The organism is Streptomyces sp. CoH27, from assembly GCF_020181035.1.
Lineage (GTDB): Bacteria > Actinomycetota > Actinomycetes > Streptomycetales > Streptomycetaceae > Streptomyces > Streptomyces camelliae.
In genome coordinates this window covers 277,835-296,118 of record NZ_JAIQYY010000006.1, presented here as the reverse complement: position 1 = coordinate 296,118, position 18,284 = coordinate 277,835, and the positions used below count along the sequence as shown (strand labels likewise).

Sequence of the window (18,284 nt, the reverse complement as noted above, 5' to 3'; positions counted from 1 at the left end):
CCCGCGACAGCCGCCAGCGACACCCACCCCGGGGGGACCCACGCATGTCCGACACCGCACGCACCGCGCTGGCCGGCGCCCGCCTGTACCTGTGCACGGACGCGCGCAGGCGCCAGGGCGACCTGCCCGAGTTCCTTGACGCGGTGCTGGCCGGCGGTGTCGACATCGTGCAGTTGCGGGACAAGGGCATGGAGGCCGCCGAGGAGCTGGCGCACCTGGAGGTCTTTGCCGACGCCTGCGCCCGGCACGGCAAGCTGCTCGCGGTCAACGACCGCGCGGACGTCGCCCACGCCGCCCGCGCCGATGTGCTCCACCTCGGGCAGGGGGACCTGCCGGTCCCGGCGGCCCGCGCCATCCTCGGCGACGAGGTGCTGGTCGGCCGTTCCACGCACGCCGAGTCCGAGGCCGCGGCGGCCGCCGCGCAGGACGGCGTGGACTACTTCTGCACCGGCCCCTGCTGGCCCACCCCCACCAAGCCCGGCCGCCACGCCCCCGGCCTGGACCTGGTGCGGTACACGGCGGGCCTGGGCACCGAGCGCCCCTGGTTCGCCATCGGCGGCATCGACCTCGCCAACCTCGACGAGGTGCTGGACGCAGGCGCCCGCCGGGTGGTCGTGGTCCGCGCGATCACCGAGGCCGACGACCCGGGAGCGGCCGCCGCCGAGTTCGCGAAGCGGCTGCGGCAGGCGTAGCGACACGCCGTCGCCGGGTTTCTGCCCGCGTCTCTGCCCCCGTCTCTGTCCGCGTTTTTGTCCAAGGGGTGGACATCAAGCCGACAATTCAGGCAAATTACCGGCATCCGGTTGGGTGACCGCCCACCCCTGGCTAACCTGCCCTTATGGCCCTCGGAACCCCCTCCACCAGGACTGATCGCGCACGCACCGTGCGCGACATTCTCGCCACCGGGAAAAAGACGTACTCGTTCGAGTTCTCTGCGCCGAAGACCCCCAAGGGTGAGCGGAACCTGTGGAGCGCGCTCCGGCGGGTCGAGGCGGTCGCGCCCGACTTCGTCTCCGTGACCTACGGCGCCGGCGGCTCCACCCGGGCGGGCACGGTCAAGGAGACCCAGCAGATCGTCGCCGACACCACGCTCACCCCGGTCGCCCACCTCACCGCCGTCGACCACTCCGTCGCCGAACTGCGCAACATCATCGGCCAGTACGCGGACGCGGGCATCCGCAACATGCTCGCCGTGCGCGGCGACCCGCCCGGCGACCCCATGGGCGAGTGGGTCCGGCACCCCAAGGGCCTGACCTACGCGGCCGAGCTCGTCCGGCTCATCAAGGAGTCGGGCGACTTCTGCGTGGGCGTCGCCGCGTTCCCGGAGATGCACCCGCGCTCCACGGACTGGGACACCGACGTCTCCCACTTCGTGGACAAGTGCCGCGCGGGCGCCGACTACGCCATCACACAGATGTTCTTCCAGCCGGAGTCGTATCTCCGGCTGCGTGACCGCGTGGTGGCCGCGGGCTGTGACACCCCGGTGATTCCCGAGGTCCTGCCGGTCACCAGCGTGAAGATGCTGGAACGCCTGCCCAAACTCAGCAATGCGGTCTTCCCGGACGCCCTGAAAGAGCGGATCCTCACAGCGAAGGACGATCCGGCGGCGGTACGCTCCATCGGAATCGACTTCGCCACGGAGTTCTGCGCTCGGCTGCTCGCCGAGGGAGTGCCCGGACTGCACTTCATCACGCTCAACAACTCCACGGCGACCCTGGAAATCTACGAGAACCTGGGCCTGCACCACCCCCCGCAGGCCTAGACCGGCCGCACCGTGATACGACACACTGCGTAGCGGTCACTGGGAGAGGGGCGTACATGGGCTGGACGGTCCTCTACATCGCGTTCGGCATCGTCGCGCTGTGGTTGCTGGGCGAGGTGCTGCTTCAGTACAAGGCGCGGCTGCGCTGGCGGCTGCTCGCCTTCGCCGGGTTCCTCGGTGTCGTGATCGGTGTTCTGTTGCCGTCCGTGATCGTCATCGGCATCGGCGCCATCGCCTTCGCCGTCGGCCAGACCTACGTCACCCTGTCGTTCCGCCGCGGCTTCGCCGCCGGCTGGGCGGTCAAGCGCCCCGACGACGAGAGCGCCGCCGACCCCGGAGCGGGCAGCGGGGGCAGCAAGCGCCGTCGCGGCAAGGCGGAGCGGCAGGACCCGGCACTGGAGGCGGCCGACCCGGAGCCCACCGGCCCCGAGGAGGACGGGCAGCCCGAACAGCCCGGCTACGCCCAGGGCCATGAGGACTACGACGACTACGACCGCGACGACGTCTTCACCCCGGCCCGCCCCGTCGAGTCCACCACCGTCTACGAGCCCCAGCCGCTGCCCGAGGACACCGGCTCCTACGGCGTCTACGGCGACACCGCCACCCATGCGACCGCTGCCCAGCCTCAAGGGGCCGGGCAGCAGGCCTACGCCTACGACTACTCCGGCTACGGCCAGCAGGGCTACGGCTACGACGCCGGGGGCCAGCAGGGCTACGCCAACTACTCCGACCCGTACATCGGCACCCAGTCCTACGGCGGCGGCGCGTACGACACCGGCTACGCGGGGCAGTACGGCCAGCAGGGCTACGCACAGGAGCCGTACGCCGGCGGCTACGGCGAGACCCCGCCCGGCGGGGTGTGGGTGCCGCAGCAGCGCACCGACGAGACCTACGGCGGCGAACTCCCGCCCGAGCAGCCGTACCCCTACCCGTACCAGGGCCAGGAGCACGGCCAGGCGCAGCAGCCGCAGCCCGGCGCCGGGTACGACGAGCAGTACCGTTTCTGACGGACTCGCTTCACTGGGAGCCGCGGAACTCCGGGCCCTCCACGATCAGCCCCGCCACCAGCGCGCCCGACATGCCCGCGTGCGGCAGACCGCCGCCGGGGTGTGACCAGCCGCCCACCCGGTACAGACCGGGCAGCCGCGTGGTGTTCGCAGGGTGCAGGAAACGGCCCTGCCCGGCGGCCAGCGCGGGAGCCGGTACCGCGCCGAGGAAGGCACTCGTCTCGTCGTCGGTGTCGTCCGGCGTGCGCGCCTCCTGCCACAGGATCCGGTCCCGCAGGCCCGGTACGGCGGCCTCGGCGGCTTCGAGGAGATGCTCCGTGTACTGCCGGACCAGGGGCTCCTCTTCCCAGTCGGCGGCGCCCGGCACCACCGCGGACAGCACCACGGACTCGTGCGCGTCGTCCGGTCTGAGCGCGGGATCGTCCGGGCGCAGCACGGTCACCGTGGGCGGTGGCGGCTGATCTTCGTCCGCCGAGGTCAGGAAGTCCAGCTCGGACTCCGGGTCCGGCGCATGGACGACCGTGCGATGTGCGGCGCCGGTCTCGCGTGCGCCGCGCAGGGCCAGCAGCACGGTGAACCGCCCCGGCCCGGTCGCGAACGGGTCGACCTGGACGTCCCCGGCCCGGTCCAGCGGATGGTCCGTCATCGCCTTCAGCCGCGCCGGGTCCACGTCCGCCACGACATGGTCGGCCTCGGCCACCGTGCCGTCCAGCAACTCCACGCCCGTGGCCCGCCCGTCCTTCTCCAGGATGCGCATGACCTCCGCGCCGAAGACGAACTCGACCCGCCGCTTCAGGCACCGCTCGTACACGGCGCGCGCCAACTCCCTTATGCCACCGCGCACATACCAGGTGCCGAAGGCGTGCTCCATGTAGGGCAGCACGGCCGCGCTCGCCGGAGCCGTACGCGGATCGAGGCCGTGGGCGAGTGCACTGCTGTCCAGCAGGGCGGTCAGCCGCTCGTCGCGCAGCTCCCAGGCGCCGATCTCGGCCAGCGTGCTCGCCCGCCGTGTCCGCAGCAGTCGCTTGTGCGGGACGCCCGGATACGGCTCCTTGTCGGCCAGCACCCGCCAGTTGGGCCACAGCGGCTCCTCCAGCAGCGGTCTGCGGGTGCGGTCCCAGGCCTCCCGGGCCCGCACCAGGAACTCGCCCCAGCGCTCGCCCGCGCTCGCACCCAGCGCCTCGTCCAGGGCCGCGACCACGCCCGCGCGCGAGGCGTTCGGCACCGACACCTCGGTGCCGTCCGCGAAGACATGCCGCGCGGACGGGTCGACCTGGACCAGCTCGACGCAGTCCTCCAGCGGCTCCTTGCCGGTCTTGACGAACAGATCGCGGTACACGGCGGGCAGTGTCAGCAGGCCGGGACCGGTGTCGAACGCGAACCCGTCCCGCTCGAACCGGCGCACCGCACCGCCGTACGTGTCCGTCCGCTCGTACACCGTCACCCGGTGGCCCGCGACGGCCAGCCGGGCGGCGGCCGCCATCGCGCCCATCCCGGCGCCGATCACCACAATCCGTGCCATGCCTGCGACTTTATCGACCGCCACTGACAACCGGAGCCGGGGGCGGGTCCGTGCGACCGTGTGGAGCGCCGTGCGGGCACACGTGCGCAGGGCTGAGTATCCGTACCTAGGAGGCGAGATGAGTACGCGCGCGGATGGGGCGCGACCCGCGCGGACGGGAGAGTGGAGGCACGGCAAGGGGGCGCGGCCCGGCACCGCCGACACGGGGCGGCGGAACGGCGCCCGCCACCTGGCCGCTCCTTCCGCCGATCCGTCGGCGGAAGCGAGACGGGGGACCCGGGGGAACGACCACCCACGGGGGACCATCGGGGGAGAACCGTACGGGGGAGTACGGGGAGCACGGGGAGGGGGAGGGCGCCGGTCCACAGCGGGCCGGCGCCCTCCTCGTGTCTCAGCCCCTTCCGCTGACCCGCCCCTGGAGCAGCCGTGACAGGGCCGCGTGGACGTCGTCCAGGGAGCGCTCCGGCTGGAAGGACTTCCAGTCCAGCGCGGCCACCAGGACCATGCCGACCAGCGCGGCCGCCGTCAGCTGCACATCGATCTCGTCGCTGAACTCCCCGGCCGCCACGCCCTCGCGCAGCACCCCCTCGACCACCGCGACGGCCTCCTGCCGGACCACCATCAGCGTGGACTGCCAGGCCCGGTTGGTGCGCCAGAGCTCGGCCACGTACAGCTGGGTGAAGGCCGGGTAGCGGTCGATGAAGACCAGGCCCGCGCGGACCATCGCGTCCAGCGCGTCCACCTTGCTGCCGCCCTCGCGCGCGGTGCGCTCCGCGGCCTCCTTCAGGGAGGCGGTGAGCAGGCCCACCCCGTGCCGCAGCAGCTCCTCGAAGAGTACCGACTTGCTCGCGAAGTTGTAGTAGACCGTGCCTTTCGCGACCCCGGCCCGCTCTGCGATCTCGTCCACCGTCGTCGCGGAGAAGCCCTGCTCGGCGATGAGGGTGACGGCCGCCTCGTAGAGCTTCTGCCGGGTGGCCTCGCGGCGCGTGCTGCCGCCGGACCTGGCGCTGCTGCTTTCCATGGCCCCGATTCTCACAGGTACGCGCGCGTGCCGGGTCTTCTGCCGGATCACAGGCTCAGCTCCGGGTGCAGCCGGTCCAGGGTCCACACCTGGCGGCGCCGGGCCGCGAGGGCGGTCAGGGTGAGCGCCCCCGCCGTGAACGCGGCCAGCACGGCGCACGCCTGCCAGACCGGGCCGAGGCCGCCGCCGGTGATCAGCCGGCGCAGCGCCTCGACGATGTAGCTCATCGGCAGGAACGGGTGGATCGCGGTGAAGAAACCCGGGCTGGTCTGCACGGGGTACGTGCCGCCCGCCGAGGTCAGCTGGAGCATCAGCAAGGCCAGCACCAGGATCCGGCCCGCCGCGCCGAAGCGGGCGTTCAGCCACTGGACGATCGCCCCGAAGCACGCGGTGACCAGGAACAGGAAGCCGATCGTGCCGGCCGCACGCAGCATCTGCAGACCGATCGCCCAGTGCAGTACGGCCATCAGCGCCGCCACCTGGAGCACGCCCACGGCGACCACCGGCAGCCAGCCGGCGAGCGCGATCCGCCAGGCCGGCGAACCGGCCGCCAGGGCGCGCCGGTTGAGCGGCTGGATCAGCATGTAGGCCACCATCGCGCCGACCCAGAGGGACAGCGGGATGAAGTACGGGGCGAACCCGGTGCCGTAGTTCGGCGCCTTGTGCAGGTCATGGGAGGCCAGCTGGACCGGGTCGGCCATCACGCCGGTGCGCGCGTCCCGCTCCCGCTTGTCGTAGTCCGGGATCCGCTTCGCGCCGTCGTGCAGCCCGCCGGCGAGCTTCCCTGAGCCGTCGGACAGCTTGTACAGGCCGCCGTTCAGGGTCTGGGCGCCCGTGGCCGCCGTACCGATGCCCTGGTCCAGGGTGTCGGCGCCGGTCCGGGCGGTGCCCAGCCCGGCGTGCAGCTCTTTCGCCCCGGCCGCGACCTTCTGGGCGCCGGCGTTCAGCTGGTCGATCTTCTTGACGGCGTCGTCGACGTCCTCGGCGAGGTGCGGTGCGCTCGCGGCGAGGGCGTCGGCCTGCTTCTGGAGCGTGCCGAGGTTGGCTCTCATCGTCCTCAGGTCGCCGTTCTGGTCGGCGACCAGCGTGCCGAGGTCGTCGGCGACGCCGGCCACCTCGTCGGCGGCGGTCCTGGCGCGCTTCAGGTCCGCGCAGGCCGGGTCGGGGAGCGTCGCGGTCTCGCAGCGTGCCCGGTAGACCGCGTCCAGCACGGCGGAGGAGCCGTGCGCGGTCCGGTCGGCGGCGGGCGCGAGCTTCATCAGGACGTCGAGGTTGTCCTTGACGGTCTTCGCCGAGTCGGAGACCAGGCGCGCGGTGTCCCCGATGGTCCTGCCGTTGTCCCGCAGGAACGGTCCGGCCTTGTCGTGGACGCCGTCGACCTTGTCGGCGAGCGCCTGTGTGCCGTCGGCGACCTGCCGGGACCCGTCCTGGAGGTCACCGGCGCCCGTGTCCAGCTTCTTCAGGCCCTTGGCCAGCCTGCCGCTGCCGCTCTTGGCGTCCTTCAGCCCGTCGGCGAGGTCCTTGGAGCCCTTCTCGGCCTTCCCGATGCCGGTGTTCAGCCGGTCGGCGCCCTCGGCGGCGGTGACAGTCCTGCCGTGGATGTCGGAGAACGAGACGAAGATCTTGTCCAGGAAGGTGCGGGAGGCCTTGCTGGAGGCGGCCGAGCGCACCTCGTTGAAGACGGTCCGGGAGATCTGGCCGACGATGTAGTTGTTCGCGTCGTTGGTGCGCACCTGAAGGGCGCCGGTCTCGGGGGCGTCGCCGGAACTGGACGCGATCCGCCTGCTGAGGTCGGCCGGCATGGTCAGCGACAGGTAGTACGTGCCGTTCTCCACGCCCGCGCGTGCCTGCGCGTCGCTCACCTCATGCCAGTCGAAGGTCCGGCTGTCGCGCAGCCCGGCGACGATGTCGTCCCCGGCGCTGATCTTCTTCCCGCCCGCCGTGGCGCCCTTGTCGTCGTTCACCAGGGCCACCGGGATGCGGTCCAGACGGCCGTACGGGTCCCAGAACGACCACAGGTACAGGGCGCTGTAGAGCAACGGCAGCACGAGCAGCGCCACCAGGGCGGCCCGGGGCAGCTTCCCGCGCCCGAAGCGGCGCAGTTCGAGGGCGGCCAGCCTAGGCGAGCGCATCGGCGTCCTCCTTCGGGCCGCTCTGCTCGGCACTGGTCCCGTCCGTCCCGCCCATGCGTACGGCCCGGCAGTCCGCGGGCGCGGTGCGGCAGACGGCCGCCACCGTCGTCCCCGCGCGCGTGAGGGAGCGCAGCAGGTCCCAGGCCTCGGCGCGTTCGGCGTCCGAGAGTCCGAGATCGATGTCGTCGACACCGATCAGGCCGGGCCGGCCGAGCAGGGCCAGCGCGATGGACAGGCGCAGTTCCTGGAGCCGCTCCAGATCGCGTACGGCCGTGCGGGAGCCCTTGGGCAGCGTCTCCAGGTCGAGCCCGGCGGCGGCCAGGGCGGCGTCGACGCGCAGCCGCGCCTGGTGCACGCGCTGGGTGCGGGGGCGCAGCAGATCGCGCAGGGAGTCGCCGAACCGGCTCTGCAGCAGCGCGCGTTCCCGCAGATGCTCGCCGACGGTCAGGGCCGGCTCCAGGTCCGTCACCCCGGCCACGTTGGCCACGGCGCTGGTCCGGCGCAGAGCGGCCATGCGCCTCGGGAGGGCGAGCCCGCCGACGACGGCCGTGCCCTCGGTGGGCTTCATCCGCCCGGTGAGCGCGAGCAGCAGGCTCGTGCGGCCGGAGCCGGACGGTCCCTCGATCGCGATGAGCGAGCCGGGCCTCGCGTCGAGGGTGACACCGCGGAAGGCCCACCCCCGCGGTCCCCTGAGCCCGAGGCCCTCGACCGTGACGTCCACGCCGTGCGCGCCGTCCATGCCGTCCGCCATGCCGTCCATGCCGTCCACAGGCCCCCTGCCCGATCCCCGTGTTTTGAACTGACTGGTCAGTGCAAAAGTACGCCCGAACCTACGAGCGAGGCAAAACCGCAGGTCAGATCGGATTGTCAGTGGCATACCGCACGATGAGCACATACGGCACACCCCGTGTGAGGGCGTGCCGTCACCCAGACGACAGGAGGTTCGTCATGGCCAACCCGTCCGCCGCCGCCCGCCGGCGCCGCGCCACCGGCCCTGCCCCCTCACTGACCGGCCCGGCGAGCGACGTGCACCCCGTGCTCCGCCGGACCACGGCCCCACCCGCCGCCCTCGACCTGCTCGCCCAGGCCCGCGCCGGACTGGCGGAGGCCGCCGTGCTGGACACGCCGAACGAGCGCTATGCCACGGCCCACCTCGCCGCCCTGCGCACCGCCGCCGCCGTGCTCGCCGCCCGGGGCCGGCCCGAGACCAACCCGCGCCGCCGCGCCCGGATCCGCAGCGCCTGGGAAGTACTGCCCGAGATCGCCCCCGAACTGACCGAGTGGAGCGCCCTGTTCGCCGCCGGGGCCGCCCGCCGCGCCCGCGCGGAGGCCGGCATCCAGGGCGCGGCGGGACAGCGCGACGCCGACGACCTGATACGCGACGTCGCGATGTTCCTGCGCATCGTGGAGCGGCTGCTCGTCCTCCAGCCCGTCCTGCCCCAGCCCCGCAGGGACACGGGGGAACCGCCGGGTGCGAATGCCCCGGGTGACCTTCCGGACGCGGGCTGACCACGCAGAAGTCCGGCGGGCGAGACGTACCGCGACCTACCCGGCCGCGGTGACCGGCAGGGCGCCGGAGGCAATAGGGTGGAGATGCCTGAAGCCTTCCGTCCCGCCGAGGAGTCAACTGCCGTGTCGGACCCCTTGCGCCCCCGCGCCTCTCTCCGTACCGCCGTGGTCTGGGAGGTCCTCCAGGACGCCCTCGACCGCCGGGTCAAGGCCACGGGACGGGAGTCGCTGGACGTCCTCGACACCGGGGGCGGCAGCGGCAACTTCGCCGTGCCCCTCGCGAGGCTCGGCCACCATGTCACCGTGGTCGACCCCAGCCCCAACGCGCTGTTCGCACTGGAGCGCCGGACCGCCGAGGCCGGCGTCGCCGACCGGGTCCGGGGCGTCCAGGGCGACGCGCACGGCCTGTTCGACGTGGTGGAGCGCGGCGGCTACGACGTCGTGCTGTGCCACGGCGTCCTGGAGTACGTCGACGACCCGGCCGAGGGCGTGCGCAACGCGGTCGCCGCACTGCGCTCCGAGGGCGTCCTCAGCCTGCTCGCCGCCGGCCTCGGCGGCGCCGTGCTCGCCCGCGCTCTCGCCGGGCACTTCACGGAGGCCCGGCAGGCGCTGCAGGACCCCGACGGCCGCTGGGGCACCGGCGACCCGATGCCGCGCCGGTTCACCGCCGAGCAGCTCACCGCGCTGGTCGAGGGCGCGGGCCTGACCGTCGGCGCCGTGCACGGCGTGCGGGTCTTCGCCGACCTCGTGCCCGGCGTCCTGGTGGACACCGAGCCCAGCGCCCTCGACGCCCTCCTCAAGCTGGAAGCCGCCGCGGCCGAGCTGCCCGCGTTCCACTCCGTCGCCACCCAGCTCCATGTGCTCGGCGAGACACCGGGCGCCGCCGGGGCCTGAACACACGGCCGGGATCCGCCGCTGATCAGGGCATCGACGGCGGATGGAGTACGACACAAGACCCCCCGATCGAGGGGTTTGCGCCGTATGATCGAGGTGCACCACCCGGCATGACGGGTCGGCCGCAGGGGAATGGAAGCCTCAGCGAGCCGGGACGGCCATGACGGACTCCGGTTGGCCAACTGGCGTAGAGGGGCGGGTTTCACGGGGGCGATTCCCTGCCTATCCTGAAGGGACCCCCCGGGTCGCCCCGGCGACTGCACGATGAGGAGGACTCCGTGCCGCTCTCGGAGCACGAGCAGCGAATGCTTGAGCAGATGGAGCGAGCGCTGTACGCCGAAGATCCCAAGTTCGCGTCGGCGCTTGAGGGAAGCGGGCTGCGGACGTATACCCGGCGTCGGGTCTACCAGGCGGTCGCAGGCTTCCTCGTGGGTATCGCGCTCCTCATGGCCGGAATGGTCGCGCAGCTGATCTGGGTCAGTGTGGTGGGTTTCCTCGTCATGCTGGGCTGCGCCGTACTCGCCGTCACCGGCTGGCGCAAGGCGCCGAAGCCGGGCGAGCAGCCCGCGGGCGCCGTTCGCCGCCAGGCGCGTCCGAAGCGCTCCATGATGGACCGGATCGAGGAGCGCTGGCAGCGCCGCCGCGACGAACAGGGCCACTAGCGCCGTCCGGCGGATTTCCGCCGGCACCGACAGACAACGTGTGAGGGGCGACCACCCGAGGTGGTCGCCCCTCACACGTTGTCGCGTCTCAGCTCTGCTGCTCGGACGGTCGCCGCAGGCTCGGCCTCGCCGCCGCCACCCGGGACCGCAGCGCCGACCAGCGGGCCGACAGCGCCCACAGCACCCGCACCGACGAGCGGGGCAGGAACAGCGCCCGCAGCCGCGCCCCCGTACCGACCGCGCCGCGCAGCCCCTCGATCACCCGGCGCACATCCTCCGCCGCACCCGCCGCCGGGCGCGGTCGCGGTGCGTACAGCACCTGCTCCACCGCGTCCGCCACCCGGTGCACCGCCGCACCGGCGGCCGGATCCAGCTCGCCGAGCCGGACGATCCGGTCGGCCGCTCTGCGCGGAGTCAGCGACTCGTCCGGCACGATGCCGTGGTCCCAGGCACTGTCCGTCAGCTCCTGCCAGGCGGCCAGGGTGTGCGCCGCCGCGCCCTCCTCGGTCCGGGCGTGCGCCCCCAGCCGCACCGCGCGCACCCGCGCCCGCCACAGCAGCGGCGACAGGGGAACGGCCGCCACCACGAGGGCGGCCAGCCCGAGCAGCACGGCCCACCAGGGGCCCGCGCCCCCGCCGCCGCTGTGCGAGGCCGCCGCCGCGGACGCGGTGTCGCAGCCGGCCGGCTGGGCCGTGCAGCTCTGGCTCGGGGAGGCCGCCGCCGAGGGCGCCGTGGACGTCTGGTGCGACGGCAGCTCCTGGTCCGGCAGCGAGGTGCCCGGCGTGTCCGACACCGTGTACGACGGGGTGGTGCCCCGGGTCGGGGTCGGCTCGAAGCGGGTCCAGCCCACCCCCTCGAAGTACAGCTCGGGCCAGGCGTGCGCGTCCTTCTGGTTCACCGTGACCGTGCCGTCGCCCTGCGGGGTGCCCGGGGCGAAGCCCACCGCGACGCGGGCCGGGATGCCGAGGGTGCGGGCCATCGCCGCCATGGCGAACGAGAAGTGGACGCAGAAGCCCTGCTTCTTCTTCAGGAAGGTCGCGATGGCGCCCGGTCCGCGGCCGACCTCGACCCGGGTGTCGTACTGGAAGCCGCCCGTGACCGCGAAGTAGTCCTGGAGCTTGACCGCTTCCTCGTAGTGGTTGCGGGCGCCCGCGGTGATCTGCCGGGCGGTCTGGGCCACGACCTTCGGCACCGCGGACGGCACCTGGGTGTACGCGTGCTTCAGGTCCGCCGGCGGCTCCGGCGCCGAGGCCAGCTGCTCGGCCGTCGGCTGCACGTTCAGGCTGGTCACCTGGTACGTCTCACCGCGCGTGGTCTGGCCGTGGTCGCCCACGAGGGTCATGCCCACGGGCTCGTAGCGCCAGCGGCCGGCGATGTTGACACCGCTCGGCGGGTACGGCATCGGCAGCCAGTCCTGGGCGTAGTCGTCCGCCGCCGAGATCGTCGTCGTCACCGTGTCCCGCCTGACGTCCTGGCTCAGGCCGAGGGGCGCGGGGAACGTGTCCGGCACGCCGACGATGCGCCGCTGGGTCGGCTTCCAGGTCGTGCCGTCGAAGTCGTCCAGGGAGACGATCCGCAGATACAGGTCCGAGACGTCGTTCGAGCTGGTCTTCAGGGACAGCACCTGGCGATCGTTGTTCGTGTTCAGGCTGTCGCGCAGCGACACCAGCGGGTTGACCGCGGAGATCGTGCCCCCGTTGCCGTCGCCCCTGCCGATTCCAGTGCCGGCGACGCCGAGCAGGCCGCCGCTCATCGCGGGCAGGGCGAGCGGCACCAGCAGGGCCACCCCCAGCGCGACCGCGCCGATCCGGCGTCCGGTGCGCACCGGAGCCACGACGCCGCCGTCCGGGGCGCCGGGTGAGCTGGGCCCGCCGGCGAAGACCCGGCCCCACTGCGCCAGCCGGTCCCGGCCCTCGGCGAGCAGCAGCATCAGATAGCCGGCCGCCGCCACCAGGAACCACAGCCAGTCGGCCCCGCCGTCGGACAGCCCGGCGGCCACCGAGTACAGCGCGAGCAGCGGCAGACCGGCCGGGGCCGCGCTGCGGAAGGTCACCGCGAGCGTGTCCACCAGCAGCCCGATGCCCAGGACGCCGCCGATCAGCATCAGCTTGATGCCCTCGGTGAGCGGCGCCGGTATCGCGTACTCGCTGACGTCGGTGGAGCCCTGCTGGAGCAGGTCGGTCAGATGCCGGAAGGCCTCCGGGCCGGGGATCAGCCCGAGGACCGCCTGCTGCCGCGCGAAGACCAGGGTCAGCAGGACCACGGTGACCAGCACCTGCGCGATCACGGTCAGCGGCCGGCCGAGCGGCACCCGGCGGGCCGCCGCGCCCACCCCGCTCTGCACGGCGATCAGCGGGATCAGCTGCAGCAGCCAGGTCGGCTCGGCCACCAGCGGCAGCAGCGCGCAGGAGGTCATCAGCGTGGCCGCGGCGGCGCACAGCGCCAGTCGTGCCCGCCCGCTCATGCCGTCGCCTCCCCGCTCACCCCGGCCAGACCCGAACGCTCCCGGTCGGCCTGCTGCCACAGCGCGTTCAGCGCGCCGCCGCGCGGCACGCTCAGCGCCGTCCAGCCCGCCTCGCGCAGCAGCCGCAGCCGCTCCGCGTGCCGGTCGCCGGGCCGTGGCACGGCGGTCGCCTCCCGTGTCCAGGTGTCCGGGTCGAGGACGAAGGCGACGGCACCGCCGGCGCGCCGGCTCATCTTGGCGACCGTCGCGGCCTGCTCCTCGTCCAGGTCGCCCAGGAAGGCGACCAGCAGCCCTTCGTTGCCGCCGCGCAGCACGTCGTACGCCCGGGACAGGCCCGAGCCATCGGAGTGGTCGATGACCGCGAGGGTGTCCATCATCAGCCCGGCCGCGTCCGCGGTCTCCGCGCCGCTGCCCGCGAAACCGTCGCCGCCCTCGCCGGGCACCGCACTGCCGTTGTCGGTCAGCAGCCGTACGGAGAAACCGCGTTCGAGCATGTGCACCAGCACGGAGGCGGCGCCGGAGACGGCCCACTCGAAGGCCGAGTCGGGGCCCGCGCCCTCGTAGGCACCGCCCCGGGTGTCCAGCAGCACGGTGCACCGGGAGCGCCTCGGCTGTTCCTCGCGGCGGACCATCAGCTCGCCGTAGCGCGCGGTGGACCGCCAGTGCACCCGGCGCAGGTCGTCGCCGTGGCGGTACCCGCGCGGGATCACGTCGTCCTCGCCCGCCAGGGCCAGCGAGCGCTGCCGGCCGTCGCCGTAGCCCTTGGCCTCGCCGCTGAAGCGGACCGGGGGCAGCGGCTCCACGCGCGGGATGACCGTGAGCGTGTCGAACGCCGAGAAGGAGCGGGTCAGTTCACACATCCCGAAGGGGTCGGTGAGGCGCAGCTGGAGCGGGCCCAGCGGATAGCGGCCGCGCAGATCGGAGCGGACCCGGTAGGAGACCTCGCGGCGGCCGCCCGGCTCCACGCGGTCCAGCACGAACCGGGGGCGCGGCCCGAGGACGTAGGGCACCCGGTCCTGGAGCATCAGCAGACCGGTGGGCAGCCGGGAGACGTTGTCCATCCGCAGATGGACCCTCGCCTCGCTGCCGGCCGGCACGCGCGCGGGGGCGAGTCGGCGGGTGGCGGCCACCCGGTAGCGCGTGCGGTAGAGCACGGTCGCGCAGAGCAGGGGCAGCACGGCCAGCAGCAGGCCGACCCGCAGCAGATCGCTCTGGCCGAGGACGTACGCGCAGATCGCGGCCGCGATACCGGCCGCCAGGAAGGAGCGGCCGCGGGTGGTCAGCCCCGACAGGGCCGTACGGACACCGCCCGTCTCCCCCCGGTCGGGCTCCGCCTGCCCGGTCCCCCCGGCGCTCATCACAGACTCCGCGGGGGCTGCTGCGGATACGCGGGGACGGCCCGGCCGAGGCCGCCGAAGCCGCTCTGCGGGCCCTGCGCCGCCGGGACCGGGGTGTGCTGGAGGATCTCCTGCACGACCTGCTCGGCCGTACGGCGGTTGAGCTGGGCCTGGGCGGTGGGCAGCAGGCGATGGGCGAGGACGGCGACGGCGAGCGCCTGGACGTCGTCCGGCAGCGCGAACTCCCGCCCGGCCAGGGCCGCGGTCGCCTTCGCCGCGCGCAGCAGATGCAGCGTCGCGCGCGGGGAGGCACCGAGTCTGAGGTCGGGGTGTGTGCGCGTGGCGGCGACCAGCTCCACCGCGTACCGCCGGACCGGCTCGGAGACGTGCACCCCGCGCACCGCCTCGACCAGTTTGACGATCTCGTGCGCGTGCGCCACCGGCTGGAGGTCCTCCAGCGGGCTCACCCCGCCGTGGATGTCGAGCATCTGCAACTCGGCCTCCACGCTCGGGTAGCCGACGGAGACGCGGGCCATGAAGCGGTCGCGCTGGGCCTCGGGCAGCGGGTAGGTGCCCTCCATCTCGACCGGGTTCTGCGTGGCCACCACCATGAAGGGGCTGGGCAGTTCGTACGTCTGCCCGTCGATGGTGACCTGGCGCTCCTCCATGGACTCCAGCAGTGCCGACTGGGTCTTGGGCGAGGCGCGGTTGATCTCGTCGCCGATCACGATCTGCGCGAAGATGGCGCCCGGCTTGAACTCGAAGTCACGGCGCTGCTGGTCCCAGATGGACACCCCGGTGATGTCCGAGGGCAGCAGGTCGGGCGTGAACTGGATGCGCCGCACCGAGCAGTCGATGGACCGCGCCAGCGCCTTGGCCAGCATCGTCTTGCCCACTCCGGGGACGTCCTCGATCAGCAGATGGCCCTCGGCGAGCAGCACGGTCAGCGCGAGCCGTACGACCTCGGGCTTGCCCTCGATCACGCTCTCCACCGAACCGCGCACCCGCTCCACCGTGGCGGTCAGATCAGTGAGGCTCGCTCGATCGTCATAGGTCGTCACCCGGCCCTCCTCGGCCCGTTCATTCCGGGCCGGCGCTCTACGGCGCGAAACCGGCCCACCCCGAAACACGGACACCACGCGGGAAAAGTTCCGCGTGCTGTCACACCCCGCATTCTTGCCGCCGTTACCGATTCGTGTCACTCGCCTGTGGACAACTGCCCGAACGATGTCGGTCTTACGGCTTTTTCGACCCTGTTTTCGATACGGGAACGGCGGGGGAAGAGTGCCGTGCTGCCGGGGCGGCCGGTCGGTGGGGCCGCGTCAGGCCGGGTCGACCTCGCGCAGCCGGCCGGTGCGCACGTCGAACACGAAGCCGCGCACGTCGTCGGTGTGCACCAGGAACGGCGAGGTGCGCACGCGCTGCATGGACTGGCGCACGTCCTGGTCGACGTCCCGGAAGGCCTCCACCGCCCACGCCGGGCGCTGGCCGACCTCCATCTCCAGGTCGTGCCGGAAGTCCTCGGTGATGGACTCCATGCCGCATCCGGTGTGGTGGATCAGGACGACGCTGCGGGTGCCGAGCGCGCGCTGGCTGATGGTCAGGGAGCGGATGACGTCGTCGGTGACGACCCCGCCCGCGTTGCGGATGGTGTGGCAGTCGCCGAGCTCCAGGCCGAGCGCGGCGTGCAGGTCGAGGCGGGCGTCCATGCAGGCCACGACGGCGACGCGGAGCACGGGGCGCGCGTCCATGCCGGGGTCGGTGAACGCGGCGGAATACCGCCGGTTGGCATCCACCAGGCGGTCCGTGACGGTGCCGCCGTCAGTTATGGCGTCTTCGGATCCAGTGGGAGCTGCTGCGGAAGTCGTCATACTCATGACGTTACTGGTCACCCACGGTCCTGGCCTGCTGTGAGAGCGGACAAAGAACGTCATCGTGGCTTGTTGTGAGCTAACCCACACGGACGGCAAACATGGGCCATGCGGGTGAAACCTTCGTATTGCGGCTTCCGCCGCGATGCGGTACGCGACGCGCAGGCCGGTTGATTGACCGCGACACAGCGTGGACTAAAGTGACGCGAAGCGGGAGACCTGACTCTCCCTGCTGGTGAAACCCCCGGAGACCCCGGACCGCACCCGGACCGTCTCCCCACGTGCGCGGCGCGTACGTACGGCTCGGCCTCCTCCTGCTCCCGGTCGGCTGACGCTTCCGGCGCCGGCAGGCCTCCCTCTTCACGAGCAGGCGGGGACCCGGCGGTGCGTAGGGCCCGCGGGATCTGAGAGGCCCGGAATCAAATGGGGCGCGAAGCGCATTCGAATGAGGGTGGCGGTGGGCGACAGGAGGGAGAGAGTCGACACGTCCCGGTGATGCTCCAGCGGTGCCTGGACCTGCTGGCACCCGCCCTGGAGCGGCCGGGAGCGGTGGTCGTCGACTGCACCCTCGGCCTCGGCGGGCACAGCGAAGCGCTGCTGACCCGGTTCCCCGAGGCCCGGCTGATCGGACTCGACCGGGACAAGGAGGCGCTGCGGCTGTCCGGAGAGCGGCTGGCGCCCTTCGGTGAGCGCGCCACCCTCGTGCACGCCGTCTACGACGAACTGCCCGAGGTGCTGCGCCGGCTCGGCCTCGCGCGCGTGCAGGGCGTCCTGTTCGACCTCGGGGTCTCCTCGATGCAGCTGGACGAGGCCGACCGCGGCTTCGCCTATGCCCAGGACGCGCCCCTGGACATGCGCATGGACCAGACGACCGGCATCAGCGCCGCCGAGGTCCTCAACACCTACCCGGCGGGCGAACTCGTGCGCATCCTGCGTGCGTACGGCGAGGAGAAGCAGGCCAAGCGCATCGTGGCCGCGATCGTCCGCGAGCGCGAGAAGGAGCCGTTCAGCAACAGCGCCCGGCTGGTGGAGCTGATCCGGGACGCCTTGCCGCAGGCCGCCAAGCGCACCGGTGGCAACCCGGCCAAGCGCACCTTCCAGGCCCTGCGCATCGAGGTCAACGGCGAACTGTCCGTCCTGGAACGGGCGATCCCGGCCGCGGTGAAGGCCCTCGACGTCGGCGGACGTGTCGCCGTGCTGTCGTACCACTCGCTGGAGGACCGCCTGGTCAAGCAGGTGTTCGCAGCCGGTGCCGCCTCCACCGCGCCCCCCGGCCTCCCGGTCGTGCCCGAGCGCTACCAGCCGCGGCTCAAGCTGCTCACCCGGGGTGCCGAACTTCCCACCGAGGAAGAGGTCGCCGAGAACCGCCGCGCCGCACCGGCCAGGCTGCGCGGCGCCGAGCGCATCAGGGAGGACGCCGAGTGAGCGAAGACGGGTCGGTTGGATTCCCGAACCCACGGAGGAGGCCGGTCGGACTCCGGACTCACCGAGGGGGCTGGTCGGACCTCCGGACTCACCAGGGGTTGCCAGCCGGCCTCCTGGACTCGCACGGGAAACCGGCCGGCCTCCCGGACTCGCACGGGAAACCGGCCGGCCTCCCGGACTCGCACGGGGAGTCGGCCGGCGTCTCGCACTCACACAGGGAGTCCGCCGGCTTCCCGCACTCGCACGGGGAGTCGGCCGGCCTCCCGCACTCACACGGGAAGCCGGCCGGTTTCCCGGACGCACCGGGGGAGCAGTGAGCAGGAAACCCGCACTGAGGGGGCGGGCGGCGCGGCTCGCCCAGCTCTTCCCGGCCGGCCGCGCACGGGCGGCCCGCACTCCGTTCGTCCTCCTCGTCGTCCTGATCCTCGGCGGCGGCCTCATCGGGCTGCTGGTGCTGAACTCCGCCCTCAGCGAAGGCTCGTTCAAACTCGCCGACCTGCAGAAGCGGACGAAGAACCTCACAGACGAGGAACAGGCCCTCCAGCGGGACATCGACGCCTACTCCTCGCCCGACGCCCTCCAGCGCCGCGCCCATGAACTCGGCATGGTCCCCGGCGGCGACCCGGCCTTCCTCGGCCCCGACGGCAGGGTCAAGGGCGTCCCGAGCGCCGCCACCCC

General features: G+C 72.8%; 16 protein-coding genes. 8 read left to right on the top strand and 8 right to left on the bottom strand.

The genetic code is table 11. The features are described from left to right. Positions 1 to 44: 44 nt before the first annotated feature. The 3 genes from thiE (at position 45) to LE548_RS11990 (ending at position 2,769) form a co-directional block, all read left to right on the top strand. Positions 45 to 692: a thiamine phosphate synthase gene (gene thiE / locus LE548_RS12000; protein ID WP_225096730.1), complete on the top strand. Its 648-nt coding sequence runs from the start codon at positions 45 to 47 to the stop codon at positions 690 to 692. 146 nt (positions 693 to 838) lie between these two features. Next, complete coding sequence (gene metF, locus LE548_RS11995) at positions 839 to 1,762, top strand: methylenetetrahydrofolate reductase [NAD(P)H] (RefSeq protein WP_225096728.1); 924 nt, start codon at positions 839 to 841, stop codon at positions 1,760 to 1,762. A gap of 56 nt (positions 1,763 to 1,818) precedes the next feature. Continuing rightward, positions 1,819 to 2,769, top strand: a complete 951-nt coding sequence (locus LE548_RS11990; protein ID WP_225096727.1) for a DUF1129 domain-containing protein — start codon at positions 1,819 to 1,821, stop codon at positions 2,767 to 2,769. Between the two features lie 10 nt (positions 2,770 to 2,779). On the opposite strand, the gene LE548_RS11985 is transcribed toward LE548_RS11990, so the two are convergent. The 4 genes from LE548_RS11985 to LE548_RS11970 form a co-directional block, all read right to left on the bottom strand. Then, the gene (locus tag LE548_RS11985) at positions 2,780 to 4,291 is read right to left on the bottom strand and encodes an NAD(P)/FAD-dependent oxidoreductase (RefSeq protein WP_225096725.1); all 1,512 of its coding nucleotides are present in this window, start codon (positions 4,289 to 4,291) and stop codon (positions 2,780 to 2,782) included. Between the two features lie 391 nt (positions 4,292 to 4,682). After that, a complete protein-coding gene (locus tag LE548_RS11980) occupies positions 4,683 to 5,312 on the bottom strand; it encodes a TetR/AcrR family transcriptional regulator (RefSeq protein WP_225096723.1) in 630 nt (209 codons plus the stop codon). A gap of 47 nt (positions 5,313 to 5,359) precedes the next feature. Beyond that, positions 5,360 to 7,444, bottom strand: coding sequence for a YhgE/Pip family protein (locus LE548_RS11975; protein ID WP_225096722.1), 2,085 nt, complete (start codon positions 7,442 to 7,444; stop codon positions 5,360 to 5,362). Next, complete coding sequence (locus LE548_RS11970) at positions 7,431 to 8,204, bottom strand: ATP-binding cassette domain-containing protein (RefSeq protein WP_225096828.1); 774 nt, start codon at positions 8,202 to 8,204, stop codon at positions 7,431 to 7,433. The genes LE548_RS11975 and LE548_RS11970 overlap by 14 nt, the downstream gene beginning before the upstream one ends. Positions 8,205 to 8,392: 188 nt before the next feature. Between LE548_RS11970 and LE548_RS11965 the strand changes: the two genes are divergently transcribed. The 3 genes from LE548_RS11965 (at position 8,393) to LE548_RS11955 (ending at position 10,509) form a co-directional block, all read left to right on the top strand. Continuing rightward, complete coding sequence (locus tag LE548_RS11965; protein ID WP_225096720.1) at positions 8,393 to 8,953, top strand: SAV_6107 family HEPN domain-containing protein; 561 nt, start codon at positions 8,393 to 8,395, stop codon at positions 8,951 to 8,953. A gap of 123 nt (positions 8,954 to 9,076) precedes the next feature. Then, positions 9,077 to 9,847, top strand: a complete 771-nt coding sequence (locus LE548_RS11960) for a methyltransferase (RefSeq protein ID WP_225096718.1) — start codon at positions 9,077 to 9,079, stop codon at positions 9,845 to 9,847. 278 nt (positions 9,848 to 10,125) lie between these two features. After that, a complete protein-coding gene (locus LE548_RS11955) occupies positions 10,126 to 10,509 on the top strand; it encodes a DUF3040 domain-containing protein (protein ID WP_053653797.1) in 384 nt (127 codons plus the stop codon). A gap of 88 nt (positions 10,510 to 10,597) precedes the next feature. Here LE548_RS11955 and LE548_RS11950 read toward each other — a convergent pair whose 3' ends face one another. The 4 genes from LE548_RS11950 to LE548_RS11935 form a co-directional block, all read right to left on the bottom strand. After that, positions 10,598 to 12,973 (bottom strand): DUF3488 and transglutaminase-like domain-containing protein, encoded by a 2,376-nt coding sequence (locus LE548_RS11950; protein WP_225096717.1) that lies wholly within the window; start codon positions 12,971 to 12,973, stop codon positions 10,598 to 10,600. Then, entirely contained in the window at positions 12,970 to 14,331 is a 1,362-nt protein-coding gene (locus LE548_RS11945) for a DUF58 domain-containing protein (protein WP_225096715.1), read from the bottom strand. The genes LE548_RS11950 and LE548_RS11945 overlap by 4 nt, the downstream gene beginning before the upstream one ends. Continuing rightward, complete coding sequence (locus tag LE548_RS11940; RefSeq protein ID WP_225096713.1) at positions 14,331 to 15,371, bottom strand: MoxR family ATPase; 1,041 nt, start codon at positions 15,369 to 15,371, stop codon at positions 14,331 to 14,333. The genes LE548_RS11945 and LE548_RS11940 overlap by 1 nt, the downstream gene beginning before the upstream one ends. Before the next feature lie 261 nt (positions 15,372 to 15,632). Beyond that, entirely contained in the window at positions 15,633 to 16,181 is a 549-nt protein-coding gene (locus tag LE548_RS11935; RefSeq protein ID WP_225096711.1) for a carbonic anhydrase, read from the bottom strand. Positions 16,182 to 16,604: 423 nt separating this feature from the next. On the opposite strand from LE548_RS11935, the gene rsmH reads away from it, so the two are divergent. Next, on the top strand, positions 16,605 to 17,606 hold the full coding sequence (gene rsmH / locus LE548_RS11930) for a 16S rRNA (cytosine(1402)-N(4))-methyltransferase RsmH (RefSeq protein ID WP_263635961.1): 1,002 nt from the start codon (positions 16,605 to 16,607) through the stop codon (positions 17,604 to 17,606). Between the two features lie 313 nt (positions 17,607 to 17,919). Continuing rightward, positions 17,920 to 18,284, top strand: a 365-nt coding sequence (locus LE548_RS11925) for a septum formation initiator family protein (protein WP_225096708.1), incomplete at its 3' end; no start/stop codon positions are given.